Origin of the sequence: Bradyrhizobium cosmicum, assembly GCF_007290395.2 — a bacterium.
Taxonomy (GTDB): Bacteria; Pseudomonadota; Alphaproteobacteria; order Rhizobiales; family Xanthobacteraceae; genus Bradyrhizobium; species Bradyrhizobium cosmicum.
The window spans coordinates 5,516,888-5,533,096 of the sequence record NZ_CP041656.2 but is presented as its reverse complement, the minus strand read 5'-3'; the positions used below and the strand labels follow the sequence as shown (position 1 = coordinate 5,533,096).

The 16,209-nt window shown below is 64.8% G+C and carries 14 protein-coding genes and 1 tRNA gene; 8 read left to right on the top strand and 7 right to left on the bottom strand.

What is annotated here, in order from left to right:
* Positions 1-128 precede the first annotated feature (128 nt).
* Positions 129-203 (top strand) — tRNA-Gln (locus FNV92_RS26520).
* 89 nt (positions 204-292) lie between these two features.
* On the opposite strand, the gene FNV92_RS26515 is transcribed toward FNV92_RS26520, so the two are convergent.
* Positions 293-1,537, bottom strand: a complete 1,245-nt coding sequence (locus tag FNV92_RS26515) for an APC family permease (protein WP_143843895.1) — start codon at positions 1,535-1,537, stop codon at positions 293-295.
* Positions 1,538-1,878: 341 nt separating this feature from the next.
* On the opposite strand from FNV92_RS26515, the gene FNV92_RS26510 reads away from it, so the two are divergent.
* Together FNV92_RS26510 and FNV92_RS26505 are read left to right on the top strand one after the other, a co-directional pair.
* A complete protein-coding gene (locus FNV92_RS26510) occupies positions 1,879-2,949 on the top strand; it encodes an AI-2E family transporter (protein ID WP_143843896.1) in 1,071 nt (356 codons plus the stop codon).
* Positions 2,950-3,082: 133 nt separating this feature from the next.
* Positions 3,083-3,310 (top strand): hypothetical protein, encoded by a 228-nt coding sequence (locus FNV92_RS26505; RefSeq protein ID WP_143843897.1) that lies wholly within the window; start codon positions 3,083-3,085, stop codon positions 3,308-3,310.
* A gap of 288 nt (positions 3,311-3,598) precedes the next feature.
* On the opposite strand, the gene FNV92_RS26500 is transcribed toward FNV92_RS26505, so the two are convergent.
* Positions 3,599-4,138: a hypothetical protein gene (locus FNV92_RS26500; protein WP_015687779.1), complete on the bottom strand. Its 540-nt coding sequence runs from the start codon at positions 4,136-4,138 to the stop codon at positions 3,599-3,601.
* 114 nt (positions 4,139-4,252) lie between these two features.
* Between FNV92_RS26500 and FNV92_RS26495 the strand changes: the two genes are divergently transcribed.
* From FNV92_RS26495 to FNV92_RS26480, 4 genes are all read left to right on the top strand, one after another.
* Positions 4,253-5,518 carry an NHLP bacteriocin system secretion protein gene (locus FNV92_RS26495; RefSeq protein WP_143843898.1) on the top strand — a complete coding sequence of 422 codons (1,266 nt, stop codon included), beginning with the start codon at positions 4,253-4,255 and terminating at the stop codon, positions 5,516-5,518.
* Complete coding sequence (locus tag FNV92_RS26490) at positions 5,511-7,676, top strand: NHLP family bacteriocin export ABC transporter peptidase/permease/ATPase subunit (protein ID WP_143843899.1); 2,166 nt, start codon at positions 5,511-5,513, stop codon at positions 7,674-7,676. The genes FNV92_RS26495 and FNV92_RS26490 overlap by 8 nt, the downstream gene beginning before the upstream one ends.
* Positions 7,673-9,742 carry an ABC transporter transmembrane domain-containing protein gene (locus FNV92_RS26485; RefSeq protein WP_244623638.1) on the top strand — a complete coding sequence of 690 codons (2,070 nt, stop codon included), beginning with the start codon at positions 7,673-7,675 and terminating at the stop codon, positions 9,740-9,742. The genes FNV92_RS26490 and FNV92_RS26485 overlap by 4 nt, the downstream gene beginning before the upstream one ends.
* A 225-nt stretch (positions 9,743-9,967) precedes the next feature.
* On the top strand, positions 9,968-11,155 hold the full coding sequence (locus FNV92_RS26480) for a CaiB/BaiF CoA transferase family protein (protein ID WP_143843900.1): 1,188 nt from the start codon (positions 9,968-9,970) through the stop codon (positions 11,153-11,155).
* Between the two features lie 65 nt (positions 11,156-11,220).
* Here FNV92_RS26480 and FNV92_RS26475 read toward each other — a convergent pair whose 3' ends face one another.
* Positions 11,221-11,733 carry a YciE/YciF ferroxidase family protein gene (locus FNV92_RS26475; RefSeq protein ID WP_143843901.1) on the bottom strand — a complete coding sequence of 171 codons (513 nt, stop codon included), beginning with the start codon at positions 11,731-11,733 and terminating at the stop codon, positions 11,221-11,223.
* Positions 11,734-11,824: 91 nt separating this feature from the next.
* Between FNV92_RS26475 and FNV92_RS26470 the strand changes: the two genes are divergently transcribed.
* On the top strand, positions 11,825-12,013 hold the full coding sequence (locus FNV92_RS26470; protein WP_143843902.1) for a hypothetical protein: 189 nt from the start codon (positions 11,825-11,827) through the stop codon (positions 12,011-12,013).
* Between the two features lies 1 nt (position 12,014).
* On the opposite strand, the gene FNV92_RS26465 is transcribed toward FNV92_RS26470, so the two are convergent.
* From FNV92_RS26465 to FNV92_RS26450, 4 genes are all read right to left on the bottom strand, one after another.
* Entirely contained in the window at positions 12,015-13,163 is a 1,149-nt protein-coding gene (locus tag FNV92_RS26465) for an amidohydrolase (RefSeq protein ID WP_143843903.1), read from the bottom strand.
* Between the two features lie 185 nt (positions 13,164-13,348).
* Complete coding sequence (locus FNV92_RS26460) at positions 13,349-14,437, bottom strand: mandelate racemase/muconate lactonizing enzyme family protein (RefSeq protein ID WP_143843905.1); 1,089 nt, start codon at positions 14,435-14,437, stop codon at positions 13,349-13,351.
* Positions 14,438-14,510: 73 nt separating this feature from the next.
* A complete protein-coding gene (locus FNV92_RS26455; protein WP_015687766.1) occupies positions 14,511-15,716 on the bottom strand; it encodes a M20/M25/M40 family metallo-hydrolase in 1,206 nt (401 codons plus the stop codon).
* Positions 15,717-15,855: 139 nt separating this feature from the next.
* The gene (locus tag FNV92_RS26450; RefSeq protein ID WP_244623639.1) at positions 15,856-16,197 is read right to left on the bottom strand and encodes a response regulator; all 342 of its coding nucleotides are present in this window, start codon (positions 16,195-16,197) and stop codon (positions 15,856-15,858) included.
* Between the last annotated feature and the right edge of the window lie 12 nt (positions 16,198-16,209).

Sequence of the window (16,209 nt, the reverse complement as noted above, 5' to 3'; positions counted from 1 at the left end):
TCGGCCCCGCCCGGTGGTATTTTGCCCCTCCGGGCGGTTGAAATGCCGCGCCGCTCCCTATAGACCGGCTGCGACTGAAGGGAATCCGCGGGTGCCGGTTCTTCCGCCCCGTTCCGTTCGTCGCCTGTTGGGGCGTAGCCAAGCGGTAAGGCAGCGGATTTTGATTCCGCCATTCGGAGGTTCGATCCCTCCCGCCCCAGCCAGGAGCTCCCCTCCCGCTGAAATTGCGTGCAAAACCGATCTGGCTGGCTGCACAGCTCTGCGACACGCTGGACCAGGCCCTTCGATGGCATCATCGAATGATGAGATCAAGCGCAAGAAGCAGAAGACTGGAGATCAGGCCCGCGAACGGCACCCAGCGCGGGCAGATGAATGTACCCAGCGGCGGCACGTTGTTGCCGCTTTTGATCTTGATGAGCGCGAGATTGATGGTGGCGAAGACCACGAGCGTGAAGCGCGCCGTCAGATCCGCAAGGCCAGCAAGAGGAACCGCCAGCGCGAGCGATAAAATAGCCGCGACGCCAATCGCGGTCGCCAGAAGAGGCGTGTGCGTGACCGGGTTCAGTCTTGCGAGGACCCTCGGCAGGTTGCCCTGGTCGGCAAGACCGTAGATCACCCGGCCAATCATGATCATATGGACAATGATGCCGTTGAGTGTCGCCACCACGGCAATTGCGCTCATGGTGATGAGCGGCATGCCGGTGAGACGTTCGAAGACGAGAGCAAGGGGCGCTGAGGACTGCGAGAGTTCCTGTGGAGGCACTGCCGTCACGGCGATCCATACGACCATGGCGTAGATGAGGGCGGTCAGACCCAGGGTCAGGAACAGCGCGCGCGGCAGGGTCCGACTGGGATCCTTCAGCTCTTCTGCAACGTTGACGACATGCTCGAACCCGATGAAGGCAAACACCGCGATGAGTGATGTCCCGGCGATTCCGGTCCAGGCTGCGGCATCACCGACCGAAGGCCAGAGCTCTGGAAGGCGGGTGACAACGTCGGTGCCGTGGCCGAGGCCGGCAACAATGATCAGCACCAGGCCGCCGACTTCGACAAGCGTCATGGCACCCGCGAAAGTGACCGATTGGACAGTAGCGAGGCATGCCAGGCCGCCCATCGCCAGGACAACCGCACCAATGATCCAGGACGCCGGTGCAGAGACAAAGACCGCAATATAACCTGAACTGCCAACGCTGATCGTGGCGGCCGATACCGATGCGGTCGCGACCACGAGAAGCCCGACGGCCAAACTGAGCCAGTCGCGCTTGAATGCAGCCTGTACATAAGCCGCCTCGCTGGCGCTCACCGGCATGCGCGTACCCAATTCCGCAAATGATGCCGCGCTAAAGGCCATGACGAGGGCTGCGCCAACGAAGGCAAGAGGCGCGTGCATGCCACTGCGTCCGGCAGCAATGCCGACGAGAACGTAGATGCCGGCTCCGATGGTGACGCCCATCCCGTACAGAACCGCGTGTGGCAGTGTCAGCGCCCGGACAAGGCGTGGTGAGGCCTCTTGTGCTGGCGCAGGAAGGGCAGACATTCAAAGTTCTCCTCAGCGAGATAGTCGCCCTGGGTTCTGCAGCGGTCGTTGGCAGCTTGGACGATGTCACGCTCAGAAGCGCCAATGCAGCGGTGCCCCGCTTGTGGCATCGCGCGTGCTGCGCGGGTTGATCCAGCGCAATCCAGCGCGTCCAGTCGTCTCATGGGGCATCTGCCTGTCCCGGCCGCCAACCGGGACCCGTTCCACGGAAATCAGCCACCGTTGCGATCCGGCGCAAACCAGCGCTTAAGTGCTACCAGTCTCGTGCCGAGCGTCCCTCCTCTTGAGATCGCCGCAAAAGCGGCCTTAGTGTCATACACTTGGTACAGCGGGAAGCCGATATGAGCACCTTCGAAGACAGAGTTTTCCTTGCCTTGGTCGCCGCTGTCTCCGTGGCCTTCGGCTGGATCCTCTGGCCATTCTACGGTGCGATTCTCTGGGGCGTCGTCGCGGCGATCGTATTTGCACCGCTTTACCGGAGACTGTCGGACGCCCTGCAGCAGAGGCGAGGCTTGGCTGCGACCGCAACGGTAATGATCATTGTGACGATGGTCATTCTGCCATTGGTGTTGGTCGGCGCCGCGCTGGCCCGGGAGGCATCCGCCGTCTATGGGCGCATTCAGGCCGGCGAACTGGATCTGGTGCGGTCGTTTCAACAGGTTCTCGACGCGCTTCCCCTGTGGGTCACCGGTCTGCTCGACCGCTTCGGCCTCGCAAGCCTGGGCGGGGTCCAGGAGAAACTCTCCGCTGCCCTCTTGAAGGGAAGCCAGTTCATTGCCGCGCAGGCGCTCGACATCGGCCAAAGCACGTTCGGATTCTTTGTCGACCTCTTTGCGATGCTGTACTTGCTGTTCTTCCTGTTTCGGGACCACACCACCCTGTCGAAGCGGGTGCGAAGTGCAATACCGCTGCGCTCCGAACAACTGAATGCTCTCCTGCTCAAGTTCACCATTGTCATCCGCGCGACGGTGAAGGGAAACCTGCTCATCGCGCTTCTGCAAGGTGCTCTCGGCGGCGTGATGTTCTGGTTCCTGGGCATCAACGCCTCACTGCTTTGGGCCGTCTTGATGGCCTTCCTCTCTCTGCTTCCGGCGATAGGATCCGGCTTGGTCTGGATGCCGGTGGCAATCTATCTTCTCGCAACCGGCGCCACCTGGCAGGGAATCGTCCTGATCGCCTATGGCGCCTTCGTCATTGGCCTGGTGGACAATTTCCTGCGGCCGATGCTCGTCGGCCAGGACACCAAGATGCCCGATTATGTGGTGTTCTTTTCCACCCTTGGCGGGATCGAAGCGTTCGGTCTGAACGGCTTCGTCATCGGCCCTGTCATCGCGGCCATGTTCATCGCGCTGTGGGACATATTTTCGGCAACCAGACAGACGAATGACCCTGCCGCCACAATAGCCCCGTGAGATCTTTCGGATCGCAGCGACAAGACACCGCCCATGACGACCGGGTGACCGGGATCACAGCAGCTCCGGCCGCGCGCCGACATGTTGCCCGTGGTTGCGGGATGGACTCGCAGCGTCAACGGGAGACACGACGATGAGCGTTCCTGAGAACAACGACCTTGCAAGTTGCGAACTGTCGCTTGAAGAACTCGACTCGGTCGCTGGTGGCGGACTGTGGGGCTGGATCAAGCACGAAGCGTCCTCGGCCTGGGACTGGCTCAAGCACGATGGGCTGAAAGTCGCGGAAGCCATCATCAAGGTGATTACGCATCCCCCGACGGGCCCCGGCCCGGGTCCGACCGTGCCGCGCAGAATGTCCTGACGGCCATCCTGGTCCACAGCTGTTCAACTTGCGCATCCCGGGCCTTCGGCCCGGGATATTCAATTGAAGGATGTGCGTCCGCCCAGTGTGACGACGGTCACCGCGCAATTGAGCCTGTCATGGAATATTTCGCCGGACAGGCCAGTCAATAATTCGCAGCGCATCGTCCGATCGGATGACCTCTTTCAGCTCACGATCCGGCAAGGTCCGACCCTATGCGACACGCCTGTCAGCCGTCACCGCCATCGGCGGTCTCCATTCCGTCGTCGCGCGCGGCGGTCGGGCGGCTCAAAGCCGGGAGCGAATAGAACCAAGAATCCCGGCCGTCGTGTCCACGACTTGAAGCGCCTGTTGGGACTTGGTCAGCGCCAGCGCGGATCTCGTACATTGATCGGGAAGCTGCGCAATCTTCTTACGCTGGCTTGCAAGGATACTGGTCGACTGATCGATGGCAAATCTCACCACATCGCGGGTCGGGTCGTTTTCGCCGACGTTGGTCAGCTCCTTCTCGATCGTGATCAGATACTCGTAACTGGACAGCTCTTGCGAAATCTCGACAAGGTTCTGCATCGTGGACTTGACGCAATCTGCATCGACGGCGGTGATGTCGGACCGCTTCGCGGTCTGGACCAGATCGCCCATCAGGCCCGCGAACATCGGCCGGAGATCCTCGACCTTCTTCAAATCGGCCTGGCTGAGAACGCCGGCCAGGCCCACGTTCACGCACACATTGGTGGCGAGCAGAACGCCGAGGCATCGCCATGCGCACCGTGCGGCGAGCATGCGTGCCGTTGCGACAGGTGTGATGCGATCCGTTTGCCATCTCATCAGCTGCGTCCGATCTCTTCTGCCTCGACAGGTTCAATCCGGTCTCGTCGCAAGCTTAACGCCGCCGGCCAGATCGCTCAATCGCATTCTCGGACGGCGATGGGGGATTGAACTGTGACCACAGCTGCCGAACAGATTTTTCGCGCCAGCGCGTTGCAGCGTGCGGCATCGCCTGACGAACTCGACCATCTCGTCGCGATCACCAGGCCGGCCGACTGGATCTTCGCCGCCGTCGTCACGGCTGCGCTGATCGCGGCGATCGTCTGGGGCATCTTCGGCCGGATTCCGTCGCGTGTGTCGGGGCAGGGAATCCTGGTCGGCAGCGGTCGCGTCGTCGATGCGGTCTCCGCCGCGGAAGGACGGCTTGCGTCGCTCGGCGTGTCGGTCGGCGACCATGTCGAGCGCGGGCAGGTGATCGCGCAGATCTCGCAAACCGAGATCGAGCAGAAATACGGCAACGCCGCGGAAACCTACAAGGAGCGCCAGCGCGAGCACGACGACATGGCCGCGAAGGTCGCGGCCGAGCTTGCCGTCAAGGCCTCCAACTTCGAGAAGCTGGAGGCCGCCTTCAACAAGGTGATCGAGGCAACGGGCCAGCGCGTTCAGTCGCTCGATATCGACGTGAAGAACCTCGAGCAGCTGATGGCGAAGGGCCTGACCACGCGCAAGACGCTGGAGGACCGCCGCCTCGAATTGACCGAAGCCCAGCAGCGGCGGACCGATTCGCAGAACGAAATTCTCAAGCTTCATGCGCAGAAGACCGATCTCGAAACCCAGCGCGCGCGCGAATTGCAGCAGGCCGAGTTCGCGGCCAACAATGCCCGCCGTGAAATGCAGACGCTGGCGGGAACACTGGGGCGTAATTCGCAGGTCTTGAGCCCGATTGCAGGACGCGTGCTGGAGATCAAGACATCGACCGGCTCGGTCCTTGGCGTCGGCACGCCGGTGGTCCTGATCGAGGACGAGGGCGCCAAGCTCGAGGCGGTGGTCTATATCCCCGCGGATCAGGGCAAGAGCGTCAAACCGGGCTTTCAGGTGCGCGTCGCGCCCAGCACCGTCAAGCGCGAGGAATTCGGCACGATGATCGGGGTCGTCTCGAGCGTCTCCGAATTTCCGGTGACGCCCCAGGGCATGACGGCCGTGCTCCACAACGATCAACTCGTCAAGGTGTTCTCGCATGACGGCGCGCCTTACGCGGTCGCCGTGTCGCTGAACCAGGATGCGTCGACGGTGAGCGGATATCGATGGGCGGTCGGACGGGGGCCGCAGGTTCACCTGACCAGCGGCACGCTGGCCCAGGCCGAAATCACCACCCGGAACCGGCGCCCGTTGGATCTCGTCGTCCCCCTTCTCAGGAAGCTGACCGGGGTCGATGGATAGTCAGGCTTCACCGATCTCTGGAATCACGAAGACGCCGACGATTCTGCAGATGGAAGCGGCGGAATGCGGCGCGGCCTGCCTCGCCATGGTGCTGGCGTTCCACGGCCGGTGGGTGCCGCTCGAACAACTGCGCGTCGAATGCGGCGTCTCGCGTGACGGCAGCAAGGCAAGCAACGTCGTCAGGGCGGCGCGGCGCTTCGGCCTGTCCGCCAAGGGATTCCGGCAGGAGCTCGCGACGCTGCGCTCGGCGCCGACGCCGTGCATCATCCACTGGAACTTCAACCATTTCGTCGTCCTCGACGGGATCGAGGAGAAGCACGCTTACATCAACGACCCTGCCTTCGGCCGGCGCCGCATCGGCATCGACGAGCTCGACAGGAGCTTTACCGGCGTCGTGCTCACCATGGAGCCGGACGCCGGCTTCGTTCCGCAAGGCAGCAAGCCCGGTGGGCTGCGCCTGCTGGTCCGCGAGCTGCGCGGCTCGAAGGCCGCGGTCGGACTGCTTGTCCTGCTCAGCTTCGTTATGGTCATTCCCGGCCTCGTCGCCGCGAGCTTCTCGAAGATCTTCATCGACGATATCCTGATCCAGCATCTGACGGGGTGGCTGCGTCCGCTGCTGGTCGGCATGGCCATCACCGCGCTGATCCGCACGATCCTGACGCTGCTGCAGCAATCGCTGCTGCTGAGGCTGCAGACCAAGCTCTCGGTGGTGATGATCAGCCGGTTTCTCTGGCGGGTGATGGCGTTGCCGATGGAGTTCTTCACCCAACGCCACGCCGGTGACATCGCAACGCGCGTCGCCGCCAACGAGCAGATCGCGCGGCTGCTCGCGGGCGGAATTGCAGCAAACGTGCTCAATCTCACCTCCGTCGTATTCTTTGCCGCCGCGATGGCGATCTACGATGTGTGGCTGGCCGCGATCTGCATCGGCCTGTCGCTGCTCAACGTCCTGTCTCTGCGGCTCTCACACCGGCGCCGGGAGGATCTCAGCCGCGGACTGTCGCAGGAGCGCGGCAAGTCGCTGGGCGCGGTCGTCAGCATCGTCAGGTCGATCGAGACGATCAAGGCGAGCGGCCTCGAAGACGAGGCGTTCGGGCAATGGTCCGGCATCCAGGCCAAGGTCCTGAATGCCGAGCGTGACCTGGCCTCGTCCTCGATCATGCTCGATATGGTCCCGACCCTGATCTCCGGCGTGACCATGACGGCGATCCTGATCCTCGGCGGCCTGCGGGTCATCGAGGGATCGCTGACGCTCGGCAGCCTCGTCGCCTTCCAGTCGCTGATGGCCAGCTTCTCCGAGCCGGTCGCGACGCTCGTCAATCAGGCCGGCGGATTTCAATTGATCCGAGGGGCGCTCGACCGCCTCGAAGACGTCTACAACTATCCGCTCGGTGACACGGCGAAGGACGATGGATCGGGCCAGCGCTTCCCGGCGAAGCTCGCAGGACACATTGAGCTCCGGAACGTGCAGTTCGGCTATTCGCTGCTCGAGCCGCCGCTGATCGCCGATCTCTCGATCGCCGTCAGTCCGGGATCACGCGTGGCGCTGGTCGGCGCGTCCGGCAGCGGAAAGTCGACGCTGGGCCGCCTGATCTGCGGGCTCAACAAGCCGTGGGCCGGGGAGATCCTGATTGACGGCGCTCCGCTCCAGGATGTCCCGCCCGAAATCCTCGCGAACTCGATCGCCTATGTGGATCAGGACATCTTCCTGTTCGAGGGAACGGTGCGCGACAATCTCACGCTGTGGGACCGGACCGTTGCAGATGTCGACCTGACCCGGGCGCTGAAGGACGGCGAGATCCAGGACGAGATCGCCATCAGGGCCGGCAATTACGAGTCTTATGTCAACGAGGGCGGGACGAATTTCAGCGGCGGGCAGCGTCAGCGCATCGAGATCGCCCGCGCGCTCGTCGGCCGTCCCTCCATCGTGGTTCTCGACGAGGCGACCGCCGCGCTCGATCCGGTCACGGAGAAGGCGATCGACGACAATCTGCGCCGCTCCGGCTGCACCTGCATCATCATCGCGCATCGGCTGAGCACGATCAGGGATTGCGACGAGATTGTCGTGTTGCGGCAGGGAAAGGTCGCCGAGCGCGGAACGCACGAGACCCTGCTGGCGCTGGGCGGCGAGTATGCCCGACTGGTGTCGCAGGAATGACGGGGCACGTCGAAAGCATTGTGTCGGGTGCGAGCCTTGTCGCGTCGGCGGAATTGCCGATCGAGCTGGCGCTGGATAGCCGCCGTCCCATCCTGCTCGATCACCATGGCTGCGTGCTCGAGATTGTCGCCGGCCATGTTGACATTTTTGCCGTTGATGTCGGCGACGGCGGATACGGCGGCAGACATCATCTGTTTCGGGTCGAGAGCGGAGACATCGTTCCCGATCTGCCGTCCGCCGGCGGCTTGAGCTTCATTGCGGTCGGAACCGACGGCTCGCGCGCGTCGGCGCGTTGGAGAGCCGAGCTGTCATCAGAGGCCCAGGCGACGCGCTGGATCGAGCGGCTCGCGCGCTTCGTTGCGGGACCGGCGCCGCTGTGGCAGATGGCCGAGCTGCCGGAAGGCGAGGCTGCATTGCCGCCAGGCGTGTGCGGCCGCGGTCCGATGCGGGGCCAGCTCTGGCTGACCGTGGAGCGCGGTCAGCTCAGGCTGATGGGAGCAGGGACGGCTTGCGCGGCCGGAAGCCATCCGCTGCCGTTGACGTCCGGCCTGTGGGTCGAGGCGGGCGAGGAGGGGTGTGCCGCGATCGCCACCAGCGCAGGACCGGCGGTCGGCGCGATCTGGCCGGCGATCGATCAGTTTCACCAGAGCTTCGTCGCATGCGTGCAGGGCAGGCTGGCCCGCGAGCGGCTGGACGAAAGCGAGCGTCTGGCCAACCGGAACGCGCTCGCGGCCGCGCAATCGATCGAAGCCTTCGATCGCCTGTCCGGCATCATCGTGCGGCGCTTCGATCACGACGCGGACGATGCATCCCGGTCGGACCGGCTGGCCGGCGCCTGCCAGATCGTCGGCAGCGCGATGCGCACGCCGATTGCGATTTCCGGACGGATCGACGGCGCCCGGCAGGATTTCACCGGCCTTGCCCAGATCGCGCAGGATGCCCGCCTGCGGCTGCGGCAGGTGCTGCTCCGGTCGGATTGGTGGCGAACCGATGCCGGACCGCTGGTCGGCTGGCTCGGCGAGCAGCGCGAGCCCGTCGCCTTGGTCTACGAGCCGGGCCGTGGATATGTCATGATTGATCCGTTGACGAGAATTCGTCGGCGGGTCGATCGCTCCGTGGCGATGCAGATCGCTCCGGAAGCGGCGATGTTCTATCCGCCGCTGCCGTCACGATCCCTCAAGTCTTCCGATCTTCTTCAATTCGCGCTGCGCTACGCGCGCGGCAGCGGCCTGCGCATCGCGCTCGCGGTCGCCGTGATCGGGCTTTTGTCCCTGGTGACACCCTTCGTCACCAATCTGCTGATCAGCTCGATCATCCCGAGATCGGAGCTCGACCAGCTCGTGTTCTGCGCGCTGGCGCTGGGTTTGACGGCACTGTCGGTGGCCGGTGTGCAGGTCATGCAAGGCCTCGTCATGCTCCGGATGGAAGCGACGATCGACTGGCGATTGCAGGCGGCGATGATCGATCGTCTGCTCAGGCTGCCGACCGCGATCTTCCGGGAGTTCACGGCCGGCGAGCTGGTCGACCGCGCCATGGGCATCGACGCCGCGCGGCGTGCCCTGACGGGCCACGCGCTGCGCGGGATGATCGCCGGCCTGTTCTGCGTGTTCAGCCTTGGCCTGATGCTCTACTACAGTCCCAGATTGGCGTTGATCGCGCTTGCGCTGACGTCGGTCAGGGCGGCTGCGATCGTCGGCACCAACCTGATCCGGCTGCATTTCGAGACCAAGCACTTCAATCAGCAGGGCAAGGTCAGCGGATTTGTTCTTCAATTGCTGACGGGCGTCGGCAAGCTGCGGGTCTCTGGGGCGACGCAGCGCGCGCTCGGAATCTGGTCGAGGCAGTTCGCGACCCAGAAACAGTATTTCGTGTCGACAGATGCTGTGAGATGCACCGCACCGTCGTCCGCGAGGGGTGCGCCGAAAGCAAAACTCCCGGACCGGCAAGATCGTCGAGACCGGAACGTTCGCCGAGCTGAGCGCCGCCGGAGGAACCTTCTCTTGACGCTGCGGGATCATCCTCGCAACTGTGGACAGGATGCCGCACGCGTCCGCTGCTCGCCGTGACTGGAGTCACGCTGTTGCATGCGATCATGATTTTGTCGCGGGCGTGCCAGTCTTGTCAGGAATGTCCAGGTAGCTCGCATCCCTCGTGCGGGTCCGAGCAGCACAATTTCCGCCAGCCGAAACCGGCCGCCGATCACATCTCGAGAGCAGGCGCAATGTCCGTTGCCGGCTTGCCGTGGCAGCCAGTCCCTGTAATCTGGCAAGAACATGGAAGGGATGGGATCGATGGGAGGAGTTCTGGAGGGCGTGCGCGTCCTCGATTTCGGGCGCTATATCGCCGGGCCCTATTGCGCAACCTTGCTGGCCGAATTCGGCGCCGAAGTCATTCGCGTGGAGAAGCGCGACGGCAGCGAGGACCGCTTCGTGGCGCCGGTCGGCGAAGGCGGCGAGGGCGCGCTGTTCCTCCAGGTCAACCGCAACAAGAAGTGCATCACGCTCGATCCGATGAAGCCGGAAGGGCAGGAGGTGATGCGCCGGCTGGTCAAGACCGCCGATGTCGTCGTCGCCAACCTGCCGCCGCAGACGCTGCAGTCGATGAAGCTCGACTACGATTCCCTGAAGGCGATCAAGCCGGACATCATCCTGACAACGGCGACCGCGTTCGGCGGTCCGGGGCCATGGTCCGACCGGGTCGGCTTCGACGGGGTCGGGCAGGTGATGTCGGGCTCGGTCTACATGACCGGCGCCGGCGATCCGCCGTATCGGGCCGCGGTGAACTGGGTCGATTTCGGAACGGCGCTGCATTGCGCGTTCGGAACGCTCGCCGCGCTGATCGAGCGCGGCAAATCCGGGCGCGGGCAGATCGTCGAGGGCGCGCTGCTTGCGACCGCGCTGTCCTTCACCAACGCCACGCTGATCGAGCAGGCCGTCATCAACGTCAACCGCGTGCCATCCGGCAATCTCGGCCAGACCGCGGCGCCGGCCGACATCTACCGCACCAGGGATGGCTGGGTGCTGTGCCAGGTTACGGGTCATCCGCTGTTCAAGCGCTGGGCGAAATTGATGGGCGAGGAGGAGCAGTGGCTGAACGATCCACGCTTTGCCGACGACATCAGCCGCGGCAACAACGGCCCCGTCATCAGCGAGCGCATGGCGCGCTGGTGCGCCGATCGCACCACGCAGGAGGCCGTCGACGCACTGGGCAAGGCGATGATACCGACGGGGCCCGTGCTGAGCCCGCAACAGGCGCTTGATCATCCCCACATCCGCGCCGCCGGCTTCCTGCAGGACGTCGATTATCCCGGCTTGCCGAAGTCGGCGCCGGTCGCCCGCGCCGCGGTCCGTCTGTCGGAAACGCCGGGTGAAATCGCAAGTCGCCCGCCGACGCTCGGCGAGCATACCGATCTCGTGCTGGCCGAGCTCGGCTACGACCAGGCTGCGATCGCGGCGCTTTGGCAACGCGGGATCATCTAGCCGAGCGGATTGGACCAAGCCAAGCGGCCCCGCTATTTGCGGAGCCGCTCCGGTCTTGCGGGTTTCTACGCCGCGGACGCCTTGGCGTTGACGCCCTTGCGCAAAGCCACCGTGTTAAGCTTGGTGTTGGCAGCCTTCTCTTCGTTCAGGTTCGTGGTCAGGAAGCGCACGATCTCGTCGTGTCCGAGCTCTTCGGCCCAGGCGATCAGCGTGCCGTAACGGCACATCTCGTAATGCTCGACGGCCTGGGCGTTGGCGACGATGGCGGCGTCCAGCACGGCCTTGTCCTCGATCTCGCCCGCAGTCTCGTTGGCTTCCTTGATGATGCCGTCGATGGCCGGGCACTGCGTCCCGCTCGGCTCCTTGCCGAGCTTTGCGAAGGCCTTCTGCAGCCGTTCGACCTGCTTGTTGGTCTCGTCGAGATGGTTCGTGAGGCCGGCCACGAGGTCACGGTTGGTGGCCTTGTCGATCATCGTCGGCAGCGCCTTCAGGATCTGCTGCTCCGCATAATAGATGTCCTGCAGACCATGGATCAGCAGGTCTTCCATCGATTTGATGTCCTTGGTGAAGAGTCCCATTTCAGACGGCTCCATATTTCATGGTGAAAGGGAGTGGAACGCCGGCAGGCGGGAGCCGTTCCTATCTCGGAGCCGGACAGGGAGCATCGACATGGCCGAAGCACGTTTTGCCGAATTGTTGGGGCAGGCCGCCATGGACGTCTGGGGCGACATGCCGCGCGACATCCAGGAGGCGCTGTTCGAGACGGCGATGAAAGGCCATGCGGGCGAACGCGAGGCCCTTGCGCGGCTGCTGCACGATCGCCACCCGCGAACCGCCCATCCCGCCAAGCCGGCTTGACCTAGTTCGACGCCAGCGCCGTCCTGGCGACTTCCGCCATCCAGCCGGACGCGACCGGCAAAATGGCGTCGTTGAAATCGTAGCGCGGGCCGTGCAGTTCGGCGCCGTCGCGGAGTTCGCCGTTGCCGATCCAGACGAAGGCGCCGGGGCGCTTTTGAAGATAGAAGGCGAAATCCTCGCCGGCCATGCTGGGCGCGAGATCGCGCCGCACCTCGGCCTGCACCTTCTCCGCGGCGAGCCGCGCGAGGCCCGCTTCGTCAGGTGTATTGACCACTACGCCGACGCCCATGACGATCTCAGGCGTGACCTTGACGTCGAAGCTGGTGGCAATGCCGGCGCAGATCTGTTCGATCCGCGCCACCATGATGTCCTTCACTGCGTCGCGGTGATACCGCAACGTGCCGCCGATTTCGACGCGTCCTGCGATCTGGTTGCGCGCCTTGCCGCCTTCGAGCGTGCAGAGCGAGAGCACGGCGGTATCGAGCGGATCGATTCCGCGCGCCACGATCGATTGTAGCGCCACGATTAGATGTCCCGCCGCCATCACGGGATCGCGGGTCAGATGCGGCATGCCGGCATGTCCGGCATGGCCTTCGATGGCGATGCTGACGCGCCCGCCGGAGGCCATGACGACGCCGTCATGGACCGCGATGGTGCCGGCAGGGAGCCCCGGCCAGTTGTGGAAGCCGAACACCCGCGTCATTGGAAAGCGCTCGAACAGGCCCGCGCCGACCATCGCGCGCGCGCCGCCAAGTCCTTCCTCGGCCGGCTGGAAGATGAAGTCGACGGTGCCGCTCCAGCTGGTGTCGGCGACCAGCAGCGCGGCCGCGCCGAGCAGCGAGGCGGTGTGCCCGTCATGCCCGCAGGCATGCATCACGCCGGGATTTTTCGAGGCGTAGTCAAGCCCGGTATCCTCGGTGATCGGCAGCGCATCCATGTCGGCGCGCAGGCCGACGCGGCCCTGCGCAGACCCGCGTGTCAGCGTCGCAACGACCCCATGGCCGCCGATGTCAGCCTCGAAGGGAATACCGAGCTCTGCGAGCCTGTCCTGCACGAAGGCGGCAGTGGCCTTCTCGTGGAGGCCCAGTTCCGGATGGGCATGCAGGTGCCGGCGCCACTGGGTCAGTTTCTCGTGCAGTTCGGGGGTCAAGGCGGGTCTTTCGAATGATGACGGCTGCTGCCACCATAGCCGATTATTCGCCGGCTGCACCCAGCGCCTCGGAATGCCTCGCGTGCAGCTACATCGTCATGGCCGGGCTTGACCCGGCCATCCACGCCTTTCGTTGCAGTACAAAGAACGTGGATGCCCGGGACAAGCCCGAACATCACGGAGCCCTACGGCGCCAGCTTTTCCAGCCCCTTCCAGTCGAAGCCGAGGCCGTGGCCCGGGCGGTCCGGCGCCACGGCTTTGCCGTCCTCGAGCACCAGCGGATGCTCGATATATTTGTCCAGGCCGAAGCCGTGGGCCTCCAGATACGACCGGTTCGGGCAGGCCGCGAGCAGATGCACGGTGATGTCGTGCGCGCCGTGGCTGGTGACTGGCAGGTTGAAGGCCTCGGCCAGCCGCGCGATCTTCATGAAGGCGGTGACGCCGCCGCAATTGGTGACGTCAGGCTCGGGATAGGACACCGCGCCTGCGACGATGTAGTTCTTGAACTCCCACAGCGAGCGCAGGTTTTCGCCGGCCGCGATCGGCACGCCGCCGGCCTGCATGATGCGGGTGTGGCCCGCGACGTCGTCCGGGATGATCGGCTCCTCCAGCCAGGTGAGGTCGTAAGGCACGAACGCGCGGGCGGCGCGGATGGCTTCCTCCACGGTCCACTTCATGTTGGCGTCCGCCATCAGCGGAAAGCCGTCGCCGAGATGCTGTCGCATGGCTCGCACGCGGGCCACGTCGGAGGCTAGATCGGGCCGACCGACCTTCATCTTGATGGCGCGAAAGCCCTTGGCGAGATTGCCGTCGGTCTGCGCCAGCAGCGCCTCGACCGAGAGATCGAGGTCGATGCCGCCGGCATAACACGGCACGCGGGCGTCGAAGCCGCCGAGCACGCGGAACAGCGGCAGCTTGGCGCGCTGTGCCTTCAGGTCCCACAGCGCGATGTCGAGCGCGGACAGCGCCAGCACCGCCGGCCCGCCGCGGCCGCCATAGTGCAGGCCCCACCAGACGTGATGCCAGATCGCCTCGGTGTCGTCGGCCTCGCGGCCTTCCGCCAAGGGCGGAATCTCGCGCCTGAGGATATCAGCGGTCGCGCCGCCATTGCGTCCCACGGTGTAAGTGTAGCCGACGCCTTCCGCACCATCCGCGTCGCGCACGCGGCAGGTGATCAGCTCAAACGCCGCGATCTCGCCATGCGTGGAGTCCGACAGCGTGATGGGGAGGGGGATCCGGTAGAGTCCGGACTCGATTGTCGCGATGCGTGCCATGGGGCCTCCCTGTCTTTTTCAAGAGGCTAGGCCGACGGGCGCTGCTCGGCAACCGCGAGCAGCGCAACGCAGCTCACCGCATCGTCGCCAGCTGCACGGCCAGCGCGCAGGCGCGGTCGTATTCGTCGAGATTGATCCACTCGTCGATCGTGTGCGCCTCGTTCTGGCCGGCACCGAAGGTCACGGTCGGAATGCCGTGGCGGACCATCCAGTTGGCGTCGAGGCCGCCATTGGCCGTGCGCACGTTCGGCGTGCCGCCGACCGCGGACACGGCCTCGACCGCGCGCTTGATGACGGGCTGGCTGTCCTTCATGCGGAACGGAAAATAGTCGGTCTCGGCCTTGAACTTGACCTTGCCGGACTTGCCTTGCGCGTTGGTTACTTTCTTGGCGGCCTTCTCGAACGCGGCCTTGTAGGCCTTGGTGATCTCCTTGAAGAACTTTCCGTCGTGGCTGCGGCTCTCGCCGCGCACATGGACGTAATCGGTGACGACGTTGGTGGCATCGCCGGCCGGGCGGCCTTCGCCGCCGGTGACGGGGCCGACATTGCTGGTGCCCATCCGCGCGCTCGCGCCCTTGCCCTTCACCACCTTGCCGAACCAGCCGCCGGCTTGCACGTCGGCGAGCGCGAGCGACATGATCATGGTCGAGGAGATGCCGCGCTCGGGCGCGACGCCGGCATGTGAGGCGCGGCCGAAGATCTCGACGCTCCAGCGGTCGGCGCCGACGGCGCCGATCACGACGTTGGAGGCCGCGCCGCCGTCATAGTTGAACGCCATCACCGGCGAGCCGAGCTCGTCGAGCTTGACGTGGCGCGCGCCGTAGAGCCCGCTCTCCTCGCGCACGCAGAACAGCAGCGTGATCGGCGGATGGTCGAGCTTCTGCTTTTCGAGTTCGGCGGCCAGCGTCACCAGCACGCCGCAGCCGCAGCGGTTGTCGCCGCCGAGCGCGGTCTTTGCCTCGTTGACGATCTTGCGGCCGGACTTCTTGGGCTTGGCGCCGGCGCAGAGCGGCACGGTGTCCATGTGGGTCATGAACATGATGCGCGGCTGGTTATGCAGCGCGCCGCGGCCGGGCAGGTCGACGATGAGGTTTCCGGTCTCGGTCGGCACGGGAATGCGCGTGTTGGCGTCGTCGAGCCGGATCGCCTTGGCCGGCACGCCGCTCTCCTTCAGCGCGGCGGTGAGTTCCCGCCCGATCGCCGCCTCCTGTCCGGTCACGCCCTCGACGGCGAGGAAGCGCATGAGGCGGTCGGTAGCGGCTTTGGTGTCGACAGGCATGGCAGGTCCCTTGGATGCTGGTACGCCGCAGCATCCTTCGCGGAACAATCTTGTGCAAGTCTCCCGGGGGCTTCAAGAGCATGGCCGCCCGCCGCTGAGCGCAGTCGTCAACAGGAACCGCGACGAGGTCAGGCCGTCTCTACCAGACGCCGACGGTTTGCAGGAGCTGGGATTGGCTGAACGGCTTGGGGATGAAGCGGGCGTGTGGCGGCAGCTCGTCGTCGGCTGGGCGTCTCTTTCCCGACATCAGCACGATCTTCACCGGCGGCCAGCCGTCGCGCACCGCAGCCGCCAGCTCGAGTCCATCCATGGAACCCGGCATATCGATGTCGGTCAGGATCAGGTCCACGGCTTGTGCCCGCAAGATGGAGATTGCCCTGTCCGCATTGCAGACCGAGATCACCGTATGATCCGCCTGCTGCAACCCGAGCTCGACGTCCAGAAGGATCAGCGGCTCGTCTTCCACAAGTAGTATTTTCAACCCGGGGCTCCC